Below are 19925 nucleotides of genomic sequence, written 5' to 3'. Positions count from 1 at the left end.
ACATGCCGTCATCGTTTGATCGGGCAAGGTGTGGGGGTCTGTAATAAAGGCAAAAAGCCAAAGACAGAAATTCCATCTCTAGACATGTAAAATAATGGAGTTCTGTTGTGTTTAAATCCACCAGACGGGGAATGTTGCATCTTGCTTTTGCTCTCGCTGCATCGACGGCGATGGGCACTGTTGCCACCACGGCAGCGCAAGCGCAGGACAAGATCCTGCTCATCATCAATGGCGCGCTCGGCGATAAATCCTTCTTCGATTCCGCTGCCAATGGCATGAAGATGATCAAGGACAAATATGGCGACGACGTCGAAACCAAGATTTTGGAAATCGGCGATGATCCAACCAAATGGGAACCGGTTTTCCTTGATGCGTCCGAACAGGACTGGGACCTGATCATTGGCGGCACCTATCAGATGTCGGAAACCGTCGGTTCGGTCGCACAGCAATATCCGGACAAGAAATACGTCCTCTATGATGCAAGCGTGCCTTATGAAGAAGGCGGCTACGACAACGTCTATTCGATCCAGTACAAGCAGAACGAAGGTTCTTATCTGGGCGGAATGCTGGCGGCAGAGCTTCTGAAGCAGGGCAAGCTTGGCGATGTCGGCAAGAATCTCGGCTTCCTCGGCGGCATGGACATTCCGGTTATCAACGACTTCCTCGTCGGCTATGTCGCGGGTGCTCAGGCAATCTCGCCGGACGTGAAAATCGCCATTTCCTATGCAGGCTCCTTCATGGATGCGGCAAAGGGCAAGGAACTTGGCCTTGCACAATATCGCTCCGATGTGGCGCTTGGTTTCGTCGTCGCCTCGCAAACCGGCCTTGGCCAGCTTTCGGCAGCGAAAGAAACCGGCAAATATGTGCTCGGTGTCGATTCCGATCAGGAAGCCATCTTCAAGGATAGCGATCCAGCGATGGCCAAGCAGGTCGTCAGCTCCGTTCTCAAAAACGTCGACGTCAGCCTTTTGCAGGCTTTTGAGCGCTTCAAGGAAGGTAATCTTCCTTTCGGCAAAGCTGAAGCGCTTGGTCTGAAAGAAGGTGCTGTTGGCATCGTGCAGGACGGCAATATGGCTTCCATGGCCACGCAGGAAATGAAGGACGCCATTAAAAAAGCTTCCGATGAGATTTCCGAAGGCAAGATCACGGTTCCAACCGCGTTTGGTATGAGCACCGAGGATCTTAACGCGATCCGCAATAAGGTTCGTCCCTGATCGTGAAAAAACAAGCTGAAAACAATGAAGGCGGCGATGCAATCGTCGCCTTCCGCAATGTGAGCAAGGTCTATCCGAACGGCACGCAGGCATTACGAGACGTATCGTTCTCGATCCGCGCCGGTTCCATCCATGCCATTTGCGGCGAGAACGGCGCTGGCAAATCCACGCTCATGAAAATCCTCTTCGGCATCGAGAATGCCACGGCAGGCGAGATCATCATTGATGGTCAGCGCATTGCCTCATGGTCGCCGGAACATGCCGCCGCGAAAGGCATCGGCATGGTGCACCAGCATTTCTCGCTCGTGCCGACGCTGACAGTCACTGAAAATATCATTCTTGGTAATGAGCCCGTAAAGGGTGGATTTATCGACCGTGTAAGTGCTCGTAAAATGGTCGAAGAGCTGATGCAGCATTATGATCTGCACGCCGACCCGGATGCGGTCACCGGTACACTATCCGTTGCTTCGCAACAGAAAATCGAGATTCTCAAAGCCCTTTCGCGCCGCACCCGTCTCCTGATCCTTGACGAACCGACTGCTGTTCTTTCGCCGCCGGAAATCGAAGAGCTGATGCGCAGGCTGAAAGCGCTGCGCGACGAAGGCATCACTATTCTCTTCATTTCGCACAAACTCAACGAAGTGCGTGAGCTTGCTGAAAACGTCACCGTTTTGCGCGCTGGCATGGTCACCGGCACTGAAAAGCTTTCAGACGTGCCTGATGATGCCATCATGCAGATGGTCATGGGGCACGCGGTCGATATTCCCGAACGTGCTCACAAGCAAGGACCGACGGAAACAGTCCTTGAAATGCAAGGCGTTACCATTGAGGCGCTTGATCCCGCTGACCGCATTCGCGACGTGAGCCTGACAATCGGTGCCGGTGAAATTGTTGGCGTTGCCGGTGTCGATGGCAGCGGCCAGCGCGGACTCGTTTCGGTTCTCTCAGGTCTTATGGAAGCAAGTAACGGGACCATTCGCTTGAATGGTGCAGACATGCTCTCCGCCAAAACCGCAAGCTGGCGTAAGAAGGGTCTGGCCTATCTGCCAGCCGATCGCTTTTCACAAGGCGGCGCCCCCGGTCTTTCTTTGGCAGAAAATGCCATTGCTGGCACGGATGGTAATCGCGAAACTGATTTTGGTCCCTTCTTGCGCTGGAACGCGATCAAAGCGCGTGTCAGCGGCATGATCAGACAATATTCGGTACGCGCAGGTGCGATCACCGAAAGGCTCGATTCGCTATCGGGCGGCAATGCTCAAAAGCTCATCGCCGCACGGGAACTTGCCACAAATCCGAAATTTCTGATCGCCGACCAGCCGACACGCGGCATCGATGTTTCAGCAGCAGCCTTCCTGCATCGTCGTATGGATGAGGTCGCGCAAGGCGGCTGTGCCGTTCTCCTCGTTAGCGCCGATCTCGACGAATTGCTGCGGCTCAGCGACCGTATCGTCGTGTTCTTCAATGGTCGCATCGTCGCCGTTCTCAAGAATGGACCAGACATCACTCCAGCGGTTCTCGGCCCGTATATGCTTGGCACGAGGAATGTTGCCTGATGCGTAGATTTATATCCTATCTGATCCCGTTTTTTCTGACCGTGCTTGTGATCGGCATCATCATGGCAGCTCTGCTGGTGCCGCTGGCACTGATGCAGGATAATCCGGCAGGCGTTCTCAAAACCTTCTTCCTCGGACCGTTTGGCAGTATCCGCCATATGGGCAATATGGTTGAAGCTGCAACGCCGATCATGCTCACTGGTCTTGCCATCACCATTCTGTTCCGCTCGGGCCTGTTCAATCTGGGCGCTGAAAGCGGCTTTTATCTCGGTGGACTGGGTGCTGTTGCGGGGGCAGTTCTGTTGCCTTCGCTCGGCTGGTTCTCGCTACCCGTCGCCATTCTGTGCGGTGCAGTTGCAGGCAGCTTTGCCTGTACCATTCCGGCAGCGCTGCGCCTGCGTTTTGGCGCGTCAGAAATGGTGACATCACTGGTTCTGAACTATGCCTTCCTGTTTTTGGGCCTGTTCGTGCTCAACTATGTCATTCGCGATCCGGCTGCGGGCGGTATGATGTCGATGCGCATTCCGGCGGATGCCAAACTTGAGCGCCTTCTGGCGGGCACCCGCCTTAACAGCGGCTCGATCATTGCGATCCTTGCCTGCATCGCGGGCGGTATCTGGCTATACTGGACCCGCTCGGGCCTCAATATCCGTATTGCAGGTTCCAGCCCCGGCCTTGCCAACCATCTTGGCTTACCGCTCAAAGGCATTGTGATGCGTGCACAGATCATTGGCGGTCTGGTGGCAGGCATGGCGGGCGCGCTCGAAGTTCTGGGCCTGCATAACCGCTTCGCTTGGCTCGATCTTCCGGGCTATGGCTGGACTGGTCTGGTCGTTGCAATTCTCGCTCGCGAAAACCCGTTCCTGATCGTTCCGGCCGCGTTATTCTTAGGCTTTGTTCAGGTGGGGGGCGATCTTCTGGCGCGGAACATGAACATTCCGACCGAAGTCGTAGGCCTTGTCACCGCTGCCATCATGGTGGGGGCGACAGCCAGCGTGATTCACAATCATCCAACTGTGCTGCGTTTGATCCGAAACTTACGCAATCGGGAAGGAGAACAGTCATGAGCGCGGTTCTTGCACAAATTCTCGATCCTTCCTTCATTGCAACAATCCTGCGTGTGGCAACACCGCTTCTGCTGGCTGCCCTCGGCGTGATGATCTCCGACCGTGCAGGTGTGCTGAATATCGGCATGGAAGGCATGATGCTGACCGCAGCACTCATTGCGGTTCTCGCAAGTGCCGCAACCGGAAGCCCGGCTATCGGCCTGCTCGCCGCCCTTATTGTCGGCGCCTTCCTCGGTTGGCTGATGTCCTTGTCCGTCAACCGTCTCGGTACTGATCTTATCATGACCGGTATCGCGCTCAATATTGCAGCAGCTTCCGGTACGACACTGGGGCTTTTCCTTGCCACCGGTGACAAGGGCATGTCGGGCGCGTTAAAGAGCGGTGCACTGCCAAGTCTCGCCATACCTTACGTCGGCAATGTCCACATACTGAGCTTTGCAGCATTGCTGGCCGTTCCGGCTGTCAGCCTCCTGATGATGCGCACCCGCTTCGGTCTTCATGTGCGTGCGACAGGTGTCGATCCTAAATCCGCACGCGCGGCGGGCATTCATGTCAAACGCGTGCAAATGCAGGCACTGGTTCTTTCAGGCATATTTGGCGGTGCGGCTGGTGCCTATCTGTCGCTCGGCTATGTCACATGGTTCGGCCAGAACATGACCGCCGGTCGCGGCTTCATTGCTATTGCAGCGGAGGTTATGGGACAGGGAACTGCCTGGGGAACGCTGGCAGCAAGCCTTGTACTTGCCGCAGCAGAATCGCTCGCCATTACGTTACAAAGCCTTGGACTACCGTTCGAGCTGATGCAGATGATCCCTTATCTCGTCCCGGTCGTGGTGCTGACAGTGCATGCCGCCAGAAGACAGCGGCGTGCCAAACAATTGAAGAAATCCTGAAAATGCATAAGAATGAGAAAACCATGAAAGCCTGGGAGCTTACACGCGATCTGTTGCGCGACACCAAACCTGTCGTGCGCACAGCAGAAGAACAGACATGGGACGCAAGCGCTGTCATGAAGGCGCAGGACGATCTCATGGCAATGTTCTGGAAAAGCAATGTGCCGGGATCAGCAGCACCCGAATGTCTGATGGCTGGCGCGTTGCAATCGCTCGAAAACAAGGGCTACGTGCTGGCGCCATATGCCGAGCTTCTGCGTGATGGGCTTGCAGCTCTTGGAAAAGGCGACTTTGAAACGCTTTATCGCATCGATATGCGCCTGCGGGTGCTGATGCGTGCGGCAAAACCAGACCCGAACCACCCGTCGCAAAAGACCGTGCGTTATGCATCGTGGGAAGCATTTGACGCGACGGTCGATTGGCCGGAAGACGTCGCTTATAATCTTGGCTCCGATGATTTTCATGAGCGCACTGCAGCCGCCTGGATGGCGCAGCTGGTGGGGGCAGCCGCTGGCACGGCCCTCGAAGGCTATACAGCCGAAAACATCGCTGAAGTCTTCGGGCCGATACGCGATTATGTGCGCGAGCCCAACACCTATAATGACGACATAACCTTCGAGATCGCCTTTCTGGAAGCCTTTGGCGACAAGGGCTTTGCCGTCACAAGCGCCGATATTGCCGAACGCTGGACCTCGCTGATCCCGCTTGGCTGGTCGGCAGAAGCGATCGCACTTTCCAACATGCGTCGTGGGCTTACGGCACCTGAAACCGGCACATCCGACAATCCGTTTGATGAATGGATCGGCGCACAGATGCGCGGCACCATTTGCGGCATGGTTGTGCCGGGTCGCGCTCGCGAATCCGCACGGCTTGCATGGATGGATGCGGAAATCTCCCACGCCGGAAATGGTATTTTGGGCGAAGTGTTTAATGCTGTCATGGCAGCGCGTGCCTTTGCAGTCAGCGACACTCTCGAATTGCTCGTCACCACTGCGGCACTTTTCTCGACCGACACCGAATATGGTGCGGTTCTCGCTTTCGCGCTTGATGCCTGCCGTGTGGCTGGCAACTGGCAGGACGCATGGGCAAAATGCGATGCGGAATATGCCGAGTATAACTGGATTCACGTCACGCCAAATGCTGCGGCGCAGGTGGTGGCACTGTGGTTTGGCGAAGGCGATTTCGACCGTACGCTCGAAATCGTCTGTGGCATCGGCCACGATGTTGACTGCAATGCAGCTCAGATTCTGAGCATGATAGCCATCCAGCATGGCCCCGACATTATTGCGGAACGCTGGTCGAAGCCGCTTCTGGCCGACGACATCGTCACCTATATGCGCCGCCCGGCGAAAATCTCATTCAAAGCGCTCGTCGACCAGACGGTTGATGCAGCGCGTAATGCCCTATAAATCCCCTATCAGGAAACCTATCATGGCCCGTAAAATCATTATCGATACCGATCCCGGTCAGGACGATGCAGTCGGAATTCTTCTGGCACTCGCAAGCCCTGAACTCGATATTCTCGGCATCACAGCGGTTGCTGGCAACGGCCCGCTGGCCCGCACTGAGGTCAATACCCGCACCATCTGCGAAGTCGCGAAAAAGCCGGAAACGAAAGTCTTCGCCGGTTCGATCCGCCCGCTGGTACGTCCACTGGTTACGGCTGAAAATGTGCACGGCAAGACCGGCCTTGATGGTTATGACCTGCCGCAGCCAACCATGCCGCTTCAGGCACAGCATGGTGTCGATTTCATCATCGAGACACTGATGAAGGAAGAACCAGGCACTGTTACGCTTTGCCCGCTTGGCCCCCTTACAAACATTGCATCCGCACTGATCCGCGAGCCGAAGATCGCCGAACGCGTCAAGGAAATCGTGTTGATGGGCGGCGGCTATTTCGAAGGTGGCAACATCACACCATCGGCGGAATTCAACATCTATGTCGATCCCCATGCGGCATCGGTTGTCTTCAAGTCTGGTATCCAGATCACCATGATGCCGCTTGATGTGACGCACAAAGTCCTGACCACCGAAAAGCGTATTGCTGCCATTCGCGGCATCGGCACCCATGTCGGCGAAGTGGTGGCGGCATGGCTCGAATTCTTCGAGCGCTATGACGAAGCGAAATACGGCACCGATGGCGGCCCTCTGCATGATCCAAACGTCATTGCCTATTTGCTGAAGCCAGAGCTTTACTCAGGCCGTCATTGCAATGTTGAAATCGAGATCAACTCGGAACTGACTATTGGCGAAACTGTCGTAGATTGGTGGGAAGTGACCGATCGTCCTAAGAATGCACTCTTCATCAAGGATGTCGATGCAGATGGCTTCTTCGCACTTTTGACCGAGCGTTTGGCAACTCTGTAAAGCATGTCTCCCAAAAGTGGGATCCGGTTCTGGGAAAAAGACCTGCGAAATAATAAGCAAAAAGCCGCGCTGGCAGAACCAGCGCGGCTTTTCCAATATTGTTGAGCTTAGCTTTTTCCGAGAAGTTCCGCGACTTCTTTTGCCGTTGGAGCAGCGGAACCGGCACCAGCGCGCGTTACAGCAATCGCTCCTGCAGCGGATGCAAAACGCACGCAATCATGCAGCGACTGCCCTTGCGAATATGCAACGGCGAAACCGCCATTGAAACTGTCACCAGCTGCAACCGTATCGACCACCGTCACCTTGAACGGCTCAAAATGCTTGACCTCATCGGCAGTCACCAGCAATGAGCCGCGCCCACCGAGCTTGACGATCACGATCTTCGGTCCGCGTTCGAGAAGCTTGCGCGCAGCGGCTTCAGCCGATGCGATATCCGTCGGCTCAATACCTGTAATTTCTGCGGCTTCCGTTTCATTGGGTGAAATGATTTCACTCAATGAAATGAGATCCGCCATACGGCCTGCATCGCCCACCGGCGCCGGATCAAGACAAACAACCCCACCGGCGGCTTTCACGGCCTTCGCAACAGCCAAATTGGCTTCATGCGGGACTTCGCGCTGCAACAGTGTAATCTTCGCCCTGGCGATATCTTCGGCATAAGCATCGATATCTGAGAGCGACCAATGCGCATTGGCACCGGCACAAACAGCAATCGTATTCTGTCCGGCTTCTTCAACCTGAATGATCGCCATGCCGGTGTCGGCACCTTCAATCACCCGAACGCTGTCAGTGTTAAGGCCAAACTGCTGCATCTCTTTGACAGCCAGTTCGCCGAAAGCATCATTGCCAACGGCACCAACAAAGCGAACTTCGCCGCCGAGCTTTGCCACGGCCACGGCCTGATTGGCACCTTTGCCACCAAGACCGATGCCATAGCCCGACGCATTGACGGTTTGGCCGGGGCGCGGCAGTGCGGCCATTCTGGCGCTGACATCCACGTTCACACTGCCGAAAATGAAAATTTTCAATGGAGTTCTCCACGATTGCAATTGCCGCCGAACATAGCGTCGGTTTTGGCAAACTTCCATGCCATGTCGCAAGCCATACACAAATACGAAAAGGCGCAAGTCATGCACAAATACCAAAGGCTGCACGCTCTAATCGGGCTTGCCATCAATAGTTCACCCCAGCATAAATGATATGCGGGAGATATGTGAGATTGTGGCTGCCTTTAAAACGCATGCCGAAAGATTTGAAAACACATAGGGAGATGCTGGCATGGTATCAGACAAGCTGCAGAACATGCTTTCACGTGTTCATAAGGCACTTGAACAAGATATCAGGCCACTCGATGGGCAAACACCATCCTTTATTCTCTTCTTTTCTTTCACAGACACCAAATCCCGCGCGCAGACACTGACCGTCACAGCTTCGACTTTTAAAGATTGCTGGAACGCAGGACTGGAAAAGCTGCGGCAGGCAATTGCCAAGTCGAAGGTAGATATCAGGTGGCTACGGATCGATTGGGTGGAAAGCACCGAACAGATCGACAAGCAAGAACTGATCAAACGTCTCCGGCAAGTCAAACGCAATTACTTCCGTTACGGCATTTCACTCGACGCCCGGTTTCAAACCGCTTTCCTTGAAACAGAGCTGAATGGAAATGCCATGCTCTATGGCGGCCCTTCAATCCCGAACGCTGTTCTCAATGAGGCGAACTTCAACCGTTATGCGAAGCGCGCTCGCGGGTTTGAGAAAACCTCGGTGTCGGATGTGGAAGAATTTCATATTTTCTCGACGCAGGCGCTGTTTACAACCAGCGACGACGATACCCTCCATCAGATTGCGGGCGCTGGCCCCAATGCAGGCCGCCGAACCATCGAGATGATGGATTTAGCTGATATCGACGGGTTGATTGAACGGGGCAGTCGCTTCCTTGCGAGCCAGGTGGATGAGGCCGGGCGCTTTATCTATGGCTGGCATCCCTGCTTCGACAATGAGATCAAGACTTACAACACTCTGCGCCATACGAGCACGCTCTATGCGATGCTCGAATCCTGGGAAGTCACTCAAGACACAACGTTGAAAGCCGCCATTGAACGCGGTCTATCTCATCTCACCGAAACGCTCATCAAGACAGCCACCAAAGGCAACGCAGAGCTGGCTTTTCTTACGGAAGAGAACGGAGAAATCAAACTGGGCGGTAATGCCGTCTGTCTGCTGGCTCTGGTCAAATATAGCGAACTGACCGGTTCGGATCGATATCTGCCTTTGCTGGAAAAGCTTGCACTCGGCATTTTGCATATGCAGGATCAGGAGACAGGCAAATTCAGCCACGTCCTCAATTATCCATCGCTAAGCGTCAAAGAACCCTTCCGCATCATCTATTATGATGGCGAGGCTGCTTTTGGACTGATGCGGCTTTATTTACTAACCCACGATTCACGAACCCAAGACGCCCGATGGCTGGAAGCAGTCGAAAAAGCATTCAACCATTTCATCGAAGCAGACCACTGGAAAGCGCATGATCACTGGCTTTCCTATGCCGTGAATGAACTGACCCGCTATCGGCCGGAACAGAAATATTACGAATTCGGTATCAAAAATTTTGCGGACTATCTGGATTTTGTCAGCAACCGCATCACCACCTTCCCGACATTGCTTGAGCTGATGATGGCAGCACAGCAGATGATCAAGCGGATCGAGGCCGATCCAAAGCTCGAACCGCTTATGGCTGATGTCGATCTCAAGAAGTTCTATTTCGCGCTGGAACGGCGCGCGCATCATCTGCTCAATGGCCATTTCTGGCCCGAACTTGCAATGTTTTATGCCAATCCCGCAAAGATCGAAGGCAGTTTCTTCATTCGCCACCATGCTTTTCGTGTGCGCATTGATGATGTCGAGCACTATCTTTCAGGCTTTGTCGCCTATCGCAAATATCGTCTTGGGATGCTGTCTGCGGAAAGCCAAAAAGCTTTCCGCCAAACCGAATTACAAACTGCCAGATCGTGAACAGATTAATCCGCAACGCCGGAACTGGTCGGATCAGCGAGTGGAAAACTCTTGTCCGTCAGGCAGGTCTTAAGCCAGTCATAGTCGCTGCTATCGTTGACTTCACCATCGAGCTTCAGTGCCGGCCTGGAACTGTAAAGAGCTGACTGCGCTTCTGGCTTCACGTTCCAGCTCTGTGCGTCGTCACTTGAAGTCGGGCACATATTATCGTCGCCATTGAATGAACAGCTGGCAATCAGCTTTGGTTTTCCATCGACGATATCGGCAATAAAGCGCTTGGTGTAACCGGTATTGGTCGCCCAATATTCCTCTACGCTGCACACACGATCACCATTCTGATAATGGCGCGTTGGAAAGCAGTTGTAGGTCTGATCAGGCGGCAGCATTTCACATAATGTCTCATAGCCCGCGTAGTCGCCGCCACTGAACTGCTTGAGAAAAGCCTGCTGTTTGCGTGCCACTTCGATGAGGTTGGTTCTGCCCTTTTCCTCAAGTTGCGCTGTGCGTTCGGCAATCATATCATTGGCAACTTGCGCAGCACTTTTATCATCCGGTGCATTATCGGGCTCCCCAATAATGCCTTCGAGCGCCTTGTCGCGCGCTGCAATCCAACGCTTCTGGCTCGTTACCAGCATAGTGCGGATTTCCTCATCGGGAGCAGCCTTCAGCGTTGCCGCATAGGTTTTATTCAGCCTGCTATCGGCTTTCTGAAGCGATTTGCTGGAGCAGATCAGCTTTTCGCTTGGTGTTTGTGCCTTGCTGCAATCAATTGCCAATGCCGGTGCGGACAAAGCACACAGAGCAGCCAGAACGGAAAGGCGCAGAGCGGATAATTTCAAATTCATGTCAAATACCTGAAAGTTACTGATCAACTGACTTCATATCGCAGGTCGTTTCTGCATTGGAACACAGGCCTCGAAACCAGGCACGCCCGGCCAACTGTTCACCGCTGGCAAGTTCGACCAGCTCTTCACCCGCCATTCGCTTGCGTAGCACTGTATAATCCAGCAGCACCCAATTTTCGTGGCAGGCGAGAATGTTATTGATCCGGCCCATTTCGGTCAGCCAGTCGCTGCCAATATCAAGCAGCCGCTCGCTTTCAGCGTCAGGCTTTAAAAAGCCACGCGCCGACTGAATGCCAACTCTGGCTTCGTCTGATTTTATCCAGCCTTCGCCCTTATAGACCTCGCGCGGAACATAGTCGTCGCTCTCTTCATTATAGGCGTCACTTGCATTGGTTATTTTCAACCAACCGTCTTTGGCTTCGAGCACGTCAAAGCTGACGCTGTAGGCATATTCAGCTTCTCCGGCAGCGGAAACTGCCGGTATTTGCCCCACGAGTTGGGCCCCGGCAGACGGCGCTTCACGCACCTCAATCGCGGATTTACTGCTGTTGGTCCACGCATTGAAATTGCAGGCCGTAGCCCCAGACGGAACCTCGGCCTGATTGCTGGCTCCATTGGCAAATGTCGTTGCAAAAAGAGTAAGTGAAAGCGCAGATGCTAAAACTGTCTTCATCATATAATTTACCTCCAGCCTATCAGGAAAACGGGTCCGCATATTCAACCACTTCCTGTCCCATCAGAACGCAGTCGCCGCCGATTTCCGCATAATAAAGGCGAAGGCGATATTCACCCTTATAGACATAGCCCAGCCCTTCGATAACATCGAATTTCCCCTTGCCACGCAAGGCCTTGATAGTGCCAGTCTTCTTGAAAGTAGGAGCATCGATTTCCGTACGGTCGTCATTGTCGCTTTGCAGGAGCAAAAGCTGCTTCGCCTTTTGAACAGCGTCGGCAACGCAGCTGTCGGCGGCTTGCGCCGTTGCGGTCGAGAATACGGGCAACGAAAGGGCAAAGACTATCAGAAGAGGACGAATGCGCATCAATATCTCCAGTTTATCGATAGTCGTGTTTTGAAGTCACTCTGATAAAAGAGGCTCATTCTATGAACACTTTCACACTTGCAGCACGGCCACCTGCGTCAACAACCGTCAATGTCGAATAGCCGGTCCCATCTGGCAGCCAGGTTGCCGTACGGCGACGATTGGGTTCGGATATCGGTTTGCCATTGGCAAGCCAGTGGAAGGGTGCACGCCCACCCTGTAATTTTAACACCAGCGGCGATGCATTATCGGTCAGCGCTTTAAGTTCCACATGCGCGCCATCGGGCGGGAACACTATGCGTGGTGCGGGTTCCGTTGCAGCTTTGAGAACTGGCAAAGGATCGCTCGCCGATGAAAAGCGTATCTGCGTGACAGGAAGATCAGCACGGGTCGTGCGAAACGCACCAGCGGGTGCACGCGGCAGTGGCACCGAGGCAACCCCGGAACGCACAAAGGCTTCAAACAGGATAGGTGCCGCCGAAACATAACCGGCGAGACCCGGCACAGAGCCGCCATCGGCGCGACCGACCCAGACACCGAGCACATAGCGGCCGTCATAACCAACCGACCATGCATCGCGATAACCGTAGGACGTGCCGGTTTTATATGCGAGGCCGAGACGCTTCGCCCCTTGCGGCGGCACGACACCGGCGAGAATATCGCCGATCTGCCACGAAGCCTGCTCACTCAGAATGGGGCCAGACGGCTGTACTGGCTCGGAACCTTCCGTGCCGTCACGCAGTGCTGCACCGCGACCGCCATTGGCAAGCCCGGTATAAAGCTGCACCAGATCGCGCAGGCTGATGCCAGCGCCGCCAAGTCCGATGGCAAGGCCCGGCGCTTCGCCTTTCGGCAATTGCAGATTGACCGCTGCCTGACGGATGCGCGTGGTCAGCCGCGCAGGGCCAACAGCATCCAGCAGGCTGATGGTCGGGACATTCAGCGACATTTGCAGCGCCTGACGGATGCTGACATCGCCCTGATAACTCATGTCGAAATTGCGCGGACGATACCCGGCGAAGTCCTGCGGGCGGTCCTCGATAATGGTTTCCTGTGCAATCAGTCCCTGCTCGAAAGCCAGCCCATAGATAAAGGGTTTAAGCGTCGAGCCGGGCGAGCGCACGGCGCGGGTCATGTCAATCCAGCCCTGACGCTTGCCATCGAAATAATCAGCCGATCCCACCTCGCCCAGAATATTACCGTTGCGGCTGTCGGCCAGCACCATGGCAACAGATACTTTTGTCCCAAGCTTTGCGGCTGCATCGCGTGCAACCGCTTCGAGCCCCGCCTGCACCGACTTTTTAAGCGTTAAGTGGTGACGTGCTTCGGTTGGTGCCTGCTTCAAAGCAAGGTCGGCAAAGTGGGCCGCGAGCGCTGGCAGCGGATGGCGCGTACCGGATATGCGTTCACGCGATGCACGTTCGGCTTCCTCGTCCGTGAACACATCAGATGAAACCATGCGTTTGAGCACACGATCACGCGCCGCAACAGCGTTTTTCATCTCGCGATCAGGACGGCGACGTTCTGGCAATTGCGGCAAAGCCACCAGAAGAGCTGCCTCCGATGTGGTCAGGCGCAGCGGTTCCTTGCCAAAATAAGCAAGGGAGGCCGAACGTACCCCTTCAAGATTGCCGCCATAGGGGGCGAGTGTCAGATAGCGTTCGAGAATTTCCGGCTTGCTCAGTCGCCGTTCGATCTGGATCGCACGCGCCAGCTGCCGGAATTTGGAACCGAAGCTGCGGCTTTCACGCGGTTCGATAAGACGGGCAAGCTGCATGGAAAGCGTCGAGCCGCCGGACACAATGCGCCCACTGCCTGCAAGCTGTGTTGCAGCGCGCAACAGCGCCCGGAAATCGATGCCGCCATGATCGTAGAACCGCTTGTCCTCATAGGCGATCAGCATTTTCACGAATTTCGGATCGACGTCCTCGATCCGCGTATTGAGCCGCCAATAGCCGTCCGGCGTTGCATAGGCGCGCAGCAAAGCACCATCGCGATCCATGACTTCGGTGGAAATCGTCAGCCGTTCAGGCAATGGCGGAGGATAGGCGCGGTCGAGCCAATTAACCGCCACCACACCAAGCCCCACCACACCAAGCAATGCGGTACAGAGACATACGGCACCGCCAATGGCTATTTTCCAGCGCCTTTTCATTTGCTTAGCCACGTTTCTACCTGTCTAGCCATGAACTTGTCCGAAAGCCGGTTCCCAATTTTCGGGATCATGGCTTAGAGCATAATCCGACCGGAGTGAAACGAGGATCGATAAGATTATGCTTAAAATAAAAGGGTTTAGAGCGCCGATCTGATTCAATCAGATCGAAACGCGCTCTAAGGCGCGGCCACCTCCATCATACCCGTTGCCGTGCGCGCTGCGAATTGCGGACGATACATATCCTCGACCGTTGCCGCTGGATGGGTAAAGAGCCCCGGCGTCACCGCACGAACGACATAAGCCAGTGTGATCTGCTTTTTCTCGCCTGCGGAGCGGTCGAAAGCTGCGACAAAGCGATCGTTGCGGAACTCAAGATGAGCTGCCTGGGTGCTTTCGAGCCACGAGAAATTGCCAAGATCAGCGCTGGAGACGAGACCCGGATTGTCGATCTCGAACCCAGCTGGCAGAAGATCGGTCACAAGCAGACGTGACTGCCATTCCTTCAGATCATCAATTTTCAGAACAACCACATAGCGCTCATTCTGACTGACGCCGGTAACATTGGCCGGTTCACCATCAAGCGTATAATAAGTACGTTCGATGTTGAAACCATCGCCACCTGCCGGCAACGACTGCGCAGGGGGAGCAACCGCCGTCACAACCGCATCGACCGAGCCACTTCCCTTATTGGTAACGACAAGAGGCTGAGCTTCAAGCGCTCCACCATTCAAGCGCTCAGAGAAAGCGCCGTCATGCTGTGTTCCGTTGATATCAAGGCTGATCGTGCCATTGTCATCCTGAAGCCCACGCGCTGCAAGCAGCATCCAAGCCTGATCCTGTGTGCTGAGATAACGCGCGTTTTCGCGCTGGAACGCGACCAGCGTCACCAGTGCTGGCAGCACTTTTGGAGTGGGCTTGGTTTCGGCTGCAAGTGCCAGCATGGCTGCACCATCACGCAGCGGCGAACCATAATCGGAGCGATTATAATTATAGCCTGAAGTGCTGGTTGCAAGCTCGAGCGACGCATTGAACACGCGCTCTGAACGTTGCTGATCGCCATAAAGCGCCAGTGCGGCGGCAAGCTGTGCAGTTGCCATCGGGCTTGCGAAGTTCTCAAGCTGGGTATCAGCGAAATAGCGAAGATCGCCGACTGAAGCCTTCTTATTGCGCGCAAGCACGTAGATTGCATAAGCTATATCGTTGCCACGTTCCTTGACGTCGGTGGTGTAACCCAGTGCATTTTGCAGATTGGCCAATGCAGAAAGCATCGCCTGCTGCGGCACGTCATAACCCTTTTCGCGAGCACGCGTGAGGAAGTCGGTCACATAGGCGTCCATCCAGAGATCACCCGATCCCGGCGACCACAGGCCAAAAGAACCGCTCGACGACTGGTTGTTAAGCACGCGGAAGATAGAATCCTGAACGCGTTTTTTCAGCTCTTCCTGATTTTCAAGACCTGCAGTGGCCTCCGTGCCTCCCGCCATTTCGCTCAAGTAAAGCAGCGGAAGCGCGCGACTGGTGGTCTGCTCGGTGCAGCCATAAGGATAGCGATCAAGGGCCATCAGCAGGGCTGGTACGTCGAAAGCCGCGCTGCGCGTGACGCCAACACTGACAAACGCACCGTCGAGCAAGCTCTCCGACAAAAGCCCGCCATCGACTTTCAGGCTTCCGCCATTTGCCGCAAGATTGACCACATGACGGGTGGTAACTGGCAGATCGACCGGACGCACCGGCATTGCCAGTGCCTGTTCAACCGAAAGGCCGGCATCATTGGAAAGCCGGATCGTCACACCACCAGCGCCCGTGGCTAACGCATTGAGTGGCACAGCTATCGACTGCCGCTTGCCTCCGGTGAGTGTGATTGTTTCCGGATAGGAGCCAACCTCGACACCGAGATTGTCTGTGGTCTCCAAGCTCAGACGGTAATCGCCGTCCGGCGCATCGGTGTTAGCGACATCAAAGCGGATATTTGCCTGATCGCCGGGTGCCATGAAGCGCGGCAAACCAGCGGTAATAACGACCGGATCGCGGATGATAACATCGGCGACCGCATGACCAACCGCCTTCCTGGTCCAGGCCACAGCCATGACACGCGCAGTACCGTTGAACTGCGGCACATCAAATTCGATGGTGGCCTTGCCATCGCTATCAAGTTCAACCAGACCGGAGAATAGCGCAACCAGCTTTTCAGTCGGCGGAGTGCCTTCTGCTGCCATATTGCCGCCGTCGCCACCTGTACGCAGCTTGCCGGTGATACCGAGCGAGCCGTCAATCAGGCGACCATACATATCACGCATTTCAAGCCCGAGCTGGCGTTGACCGAAGAACCAGTTTTCCGGGCTCGGTGGCTGATAACGGGTGAGGTTGAGAATGCCAACATCAACGGCTGCAACCATGACATAGGCCTGCTCACCACCTGCATTTTCAACCGAAACGGGGATTGAAAGCGTACTGCGTGGTACAATCTTTTCAGGTGGAGCGAGTTTGACGGAAAGCTGCTTGTCAGCAGGATCGACCTTCAGCCATTTAAGACCAATAGCGCGTGCTGGCATACGGCTTTCGATAGCCTCGCCGGGACGAAACAGCGTCGCGGTGACATAGGCACCGGCACCCCAATCCTCGCCAACCGGAATTTCGATGGTCGTGCCACCTTCCGGCACGCTGGCAGTAATGGTTTTGAGCAGTTTTTCCGCACCGATGGTGATGAGGAGTTCACCGGCAAAACGCGGGCTGATTTTCAGCTCGGCGGTATCGCCGACGGCGTAATGTTCCTTGTCGAGCGCGATTTCGAGCCCGTCAGGTGTTTCAGTCGAGGTTGAGCTTACATACCAGCCAGCATCGAATTCATAGCTGGACGTCGGACCAGATGCATCCGCTGTTTCGATTTCCAGACGGTAGCGACCCCAATCAACCGGCAGCGTAATTTCTGCTTCGGTATCAGTCTTGAGGTCGATCTTGCCACTGGAAACGGCCTTGGTGAACGTTACCGGCTCGTAGTTCCAGCTATTGCCGCTGCGATACCACTGATAATTGCGCTCGATCTTGACCAGCGACCATTGCGCGCCATCAAGCGCTTTGCGATCACCCTTATTGTCGGATGCAATCACGCTGAACTTGGCGGTGCCGCCTTGCGGAACCTCATCGCCCGAGAAATCCGGACGAATGCCGATCAGATCGCTTTCAGGCTGGATGGCGATATCAAGCTTGCGTTCCACGGCTCGACCGCCAGTTTCACGCATACGAACGGTGACCGCAGCATTGATAAGACGCGTAGTCGACGGCAATTCATCAACGGCAACAGGGAATGTCGCTTTGCCGTCATCCCCTGCCTTTGGCAGATTATCAAGCGGAAGTCGTGTGGCTTCCCCCTGATCTTCATCGGCCAAGCCAAAATAATAACCCTTGAAGCGGTCCCACTGGCGCTTTGTTGAAAGCGTCACTTCGCCTTCAAGTGCAAGACCCGCTGCGGGCGCGCCATAAAGGAAACGCCCATCAACGGTAACATCAGCAGTTTCGCCTGCCGCGATTTCGCTTTTGTCGGAAGTCAGATCGAACTCGATCCGGTCCGGCACGAAATCTTCAACCAGGAACATCTGCGTTGCGATAGCTGGCTGCTTGGGATCGGTATAGATCGAGACATTCCACGTGCCGCGCATGGCGTTTGTGGGCAATGTCAGATCGATGGCATGGCCACCGGCCATCTTGCTATCGGAAACAAGACGGCGATCTTCCACGCCGTCAGGACGTGTAAAGATGAATGTCAGTGGCAGATCATCGATTGCAGTCGAGGTATCGTCCCGCGCAAGTGCACCAACATGCACGACTTCACCAGCGCGATAGATGCCGCGCTCGGTCCATGCATAAAGATCAAGCGCCTTGGGAACAGCCCTGCCCGTCACCCCGCGATCGGAAAGATCGAAACCAGCGCGCGCCATATCGAGGAATGTGAAATCATCGTCATTCTGACTGGCCATCAGCACTGCTGGCACCATGCCGTCTGTGCCGCGTGTAAGGCCCGGCGTGAACGTCGCACGGCCGTCACTGTCGGTCGTGGCTTCACCCAGCACTTCATTGTTGCGAGCAAGCAGCGTCAGCTTCACACCCTTGAGCGCTTCAGCACTTTCAAGCGACCGGGCGAACACATTGATCCCGTCCTGTCCGGTATAAGTCGACAGACCGATGTCAGAGACAACAAACCATTGCGTCGCCCTGGTGCCATATTCATCATCGGATTTCTTGACCAGCGGTTCGGCAGTCAGCACATAGACGCCGGGTTTGCGTTCTGGCAGAGCTTCATCGACAGGGAAGCTGGTTGTGGCTTCCTTGTTCAGCTCATTGCCTGCAACTTCAATTTCACCTTCCCAGACCGGCGCCCCCATCTGCTCGGAAACCGTGCTGATGTCGTAACCGTCGAGCTGGCGGAGGAACTGATAGCCCGAAAGAAGCTGAGCGAGAGAGCGGTCGCCAACGCGGTAAAGCTTGACCTTGGCTGCATCCATATTGACGCTGACCAGTGGAATGCCGCGACGCGCCTTGGCAGGCAGCACGAAGCTGTCACCCGTAAAGCGCACAGATGGCGCACGATCCTGCACATAAATCGACAGATTGACTGGCGCGGGCAACGTTTCGCCAATGGCGGCCGGTAGTCCCTGACGGAACGTCACCGTATAGTTGCGGCCATGCTCCAGACCCTCAACACAGATCTGGCGACCCTTGGCTTCAACAGCCTGTGGGGTGGCATTGTCGAGCTTGATGAAACTTGAATAGTCGACACCGCTCTTGACCAGTTCTTCCGAGAACTGCGCACAGATGCGTGGCGATGAATTGTCGTTATCGACCGTATTATCGATGATGCGGAAACCCTTGCGGGCCTTCAGATCTTCATAAGCCGCGCGAACGGACGCGGAATTGACAAGATCAAGGCTTGCTTCATAGGCCTGCAAGGCTGGACGAGACAGCTCACGCTTCTCAAGTGCCTTTGCCATAACTGCGAGAGCAGCACTGCGATCTTCCTTGGTGCGCGATGTCTGATAAGCAAACCATGACGCCGATGTTGCGTCGCGCTGTAATTTCGCGCGCTCCTGACCATTGGACGGCTCGGTGGCTGCTGCTGAAAGCGCATATCCAGTCCAGATTTCGCTATCGTCCGATGACATGCTCGCAGCCAGACGGAATTTCTCCATCGCTGTGCGTGGATCACCGTTCAGCCCTGCCGATGCCGCTTCGCTTTTCAGCGAGCGCAGGCTTTCGGAACTATCGAGTGTGCCGAGTTCCTTGGTGAGACGGCGGGCTTCATCGATCAGATTGGAAGCAAAGAACGAGATTGCAGGCGCCGCACCAAGGTCTTCGCCCCTGGCGGCCTTGGCTTCCGTCACAACCTTGCCAGCAATAGAGCCTGCCGACTGATTGAGCTTGTTGAAATCGGCTTTCAGAAAGCACCATTTGACCTTCGGATTATAGGTGAAGGCCAGGCAGGAATTATCGCCAAGGCAGATGCTTTTGCACTGATCAAGCGAGACATTCTTTTCGGTCCTCAGATCGAAGCCGAAATAATCGCTATCGGGCGTGGTTTCTATCCGCCGGGTTTCGGCGGCATTCGCGCTGAATGATGTCGCAAGGCAGAACGCAGTCGTAAAGGCCAGTAGAAGCCGATTAAACCGATCAGACATGAATGTCACTCTTCTGTAGTTGTCCCTCATTCCGCACGGTGGTCGTCCAACCACAACCGCACGCTCTCCAGAACAGACATTATCAACTTATCCAAAACTGGGTAGTTGGA

General features: G+C 55.0%; 13 protein-coding genes. 7 read left to right on the top strand and 6 right to left on the bottom strand.

The window, feature by feature from the left end; genetic code table 11:
• Positions 1–107 precede the first annotated feature (107 nt).
• From CEV32_RS22125 to CEV32_RS22100, 6 genes are read left to right on the top strand one after another with little or no spacing between them, the layout of a single operon-like run.
• Positions 108–1214: a BMP family ABC transporter substrate-binding protein gene (locus tag CEV32_RS22125; protein ID WP_094579287.1), complete on the top strand. Its 1107-nt coding sequence runs from the start codon at positions 108–110 to the stop codon at positions 1212–1214.
• A gap of 2 nt (positions 1215–1216) precedes the next feature.
• Positions 1217–2767: an ABC transporter ATP-binding protein gene (locus CEV32_RS22120; RefSeq protein WP_094579286.1), complete on the top strand. Its 1551-nt coding sequence runs from the start codon at positions 1217–1219 to the stop codon at positions 2765–2767.
• Entirely contained in the window at positions 2767–3834 is a 1068-nt protein-coding gene (locus CEV32_RS22115; protein ID WP_094579285.1) for an ABC transporter permease, read from the top strand. Before CEV32_RS22120 ends, CEV32_RS22115 begins: the two co-directional genes overlap by 1 nt.
• The gene (locus CEV32_RS22110; RefSeq protein WP_094579284.1) at positions 3831–4727 is read left to right on the top strand and encodes an ABC transporter permease; all 897 of its coding nucleotides are present in this window, start codon (positions 3831–3833) and stop codon (positions 4725–4727) included. The genes CEV32_RS22115 and CEV32_RS22110 overlap by 4 nt, the downstream gene beginning before the upstream one ends.
• A 23-nt stretch (positions 4728–4750) precedes the next feature.
• The gene (locus tag CEV32_RS22105; protein ID WP_235818862.1) at positions 4751–6136 is read left to right on the top strand and encodes an ADP-ribosylglycohydrolase family protein; all 1386 of its coding nucleotides are present in this window, start codon (positions 4751–4753) and stop codon (positions 6134–6136) included.
• 22 nt (positions 6137–6158) lie between these two features.
• On the top strand, positions 6159–7094 hold the full coding sequence (locus CEV32_RS22100) for a nucleoside hydrolase (protein WP_094579282.1): 936 nt from the start codon (positions 6159–6161) through the stop codon (positions 7092–7094).
• A gap of 107 nt (positions 7095–7201) precedes the next feature.
• On the opposite strand, the gene rbsK is transcribed toward CEV32_RS22100, so the two are convergent.
• Positions 7202–8182, bottom strand: coding sequence for a ribokinase (rbsK, locus tag CEV32_RS22095; protein ID WP_094579498.1), 981 nt, complete (start codon positions 8180–8182; stop codon positions 7202–7204).
• Positions 8183–8372: 190 nt separating this feature from the next.
• On the opposite strand from rbsK, the gene CEV32_RS22090 reads away from it, so the two are divergent.
• The gene (locus tag CEV32_RS22090; protein ID WP_094579281.1) at positions 8373–10106 is read left to right on the top strand and encodes a hypothetical protein; all 1734 of its coding nucleotides are present in this window, start codon (positions 8373–8375) and stop codon (positions 10104–10106) included.
• A gap of 5 nt (positions 10107–10111) precedes the next feature.
• Here the strand turns inward: CEV32_RS22090 and CEV32_RS22085 are convergent, their stop codons facing one another.
• The 5 genes from CEV32_RS22085 to CEV32_RS22065 form a co-directional block, all read right to left on the bottom strand.
• On the bottom strand, positions 10112–10951 hold the full coding sequence (locus CEV32_RS22085; RefSeq protein ID WP_094579280.1) for a lysozyme inhibitor LprI family protein: 840 nt from the start codon (positions 10949–10951) through the stop codon (positions 10112–10114).
• A 16-nt stretch (positions 10952–10967) separates the two neighbouring features.
• On the bottom strand, positions 10968–11627 hold the full coding sequence (locus CEV32_RS22080) for a hypothetical protein (RefSeq protein WP_235818861.1): 660 nt from the start codon (positions 11625–11627) through the stop codon (positions 10968–10970).
• Positions 11628–11646: 19 nt separating this feature from the next.
• A complete protein-coding gene (locus CEV32_RS22075) occupies positions 11647–11991 on the bottom strand; it encodes a hypothetical protein (protein ID WP_094579279.1) in 345 nt (114 codons plus the stop codon).
• Positions 11992–12046: 55 nt separating this feature from the next.
• Positions 12047–14146 carry a penicillin-binding protein 1C gene (pbpC, locus tag CEV32_RS22070; protein WP_208620887.1) on the bottom strand — a complete coding sequence of 700 codons (2100 nt, stop codon included), beginning with the start codon at positions 14144–14146 and terminating at the stop codon, positions 12047–12049.
• A 176-nt stretch (positions 14147–14322) separates the two neighbouring features.
• Positions 14323–19815, bottom strand: coding sequence for an alpha-2-macroglobulin family protein (locus tag CEV32_RS22065; RefSeq protein ID WP_094579277.1), 5493 nt, complete (start codon positions 19813–19815; stop codon positions 14323–14325).
• Between the last annotated feature and the right edge of the window lie 110 nt (positions 19816–19925).

Source organism: Brucella rhizosphaerae (assembly GCF_002252475.1).
Lineage (GTDB): Bacteria > Pseudomonadota > Alphaproteobacteria > Rhizobiales > Rhizobiaceae > Brucella > Brucella rhizosphaerae.
The sequence above is the reverse complement of the archived record's forward strand: the minus strand, read 5'-3'. Positions and strand labels throughout refer to the sequence as shown.

Excerpts from the sequence above, each read along its gene's own strand:
- CEV32_RS22115 (WP_094579285.1), top strand. The coding sequence starts at position 2,767 with ATGCGTAGATTTATATCCTATCTGATCCCGTTTTTTCTGACCGTGCTT.
- CEV32_RS22110 (WP_094579284.1), top strand. The coding sequence starts at position 3,831 with ATGAGCGCGGTTCTTGCACAAATTCTCGATCCTTCCTTCATTGCAACA.
- CEV32_RS22105 (WP_235818862.1), top strand. The coding sequence starts at position 4,751 with ATGAAAGCCTGGGAGCTTACACGCGATCTGTTGCGCGACACCAAACCT.
- CEV32_RS22100 (WP_094579282.1), top strand. The coding sequence starts at position 6,159 with ATGGCCCGTAAAATCATTATCGATACCGATCCCGGTCAGGACGATGCA.
- rbsK (WP_094579498.1), bottom strand. The coding sequence starts at position 8,182 with ATGGAAGTTTGCCAAAACCGACGCTATGTTCGGCGGCAATTGCAATCG.
- CEV32_RS22090 (WP_094579281.1), top strand. The coding sequence starts at position 8,373 with ATGGTATCAGACAAGCTGCAGAACATGCTTTCACGTGTTCATAAGGCA.
- CEV32_RS22085 (WP_094579280.1), bottom strand. The coding sequence starts at position 10,951 with ATGAATTTGAAATTATCCGCTCTGCGCCTTTCCGTTCTGGCTGCTCTG.
- CEV32_RS22080 (WP_235818861.1), bottom strand. The coding sequence starts at position 11,627 with ATGATGAAGACAGTTTTAGCATCTGCGCTTTCACTTACTCTTTTTGCA.
- CEV32_RS22075 (WP_094579279.1), bottom strand. The coding sequence starts at position 11,991 with ATGCGCATTCGTCCTCTTCTGATAGTCTTTGCCCTTTCGTTGCCCGTA.
- pbpC (WP_208620887.1), bottom strand. The coding sequence starts at position 14,146 with ATGAAAAGGCGCTGGAAAATAGCCATTGGCGGTGCCGTATGTCTCTGT.
- CEV32_RS22065 (WP_094579277.1), bottom strand. The coding sequence starts at position 19,815 with ATGTCTGATCGGTTTAATCGGCTTCTACTGGCCTTTACGACTGCGTTC.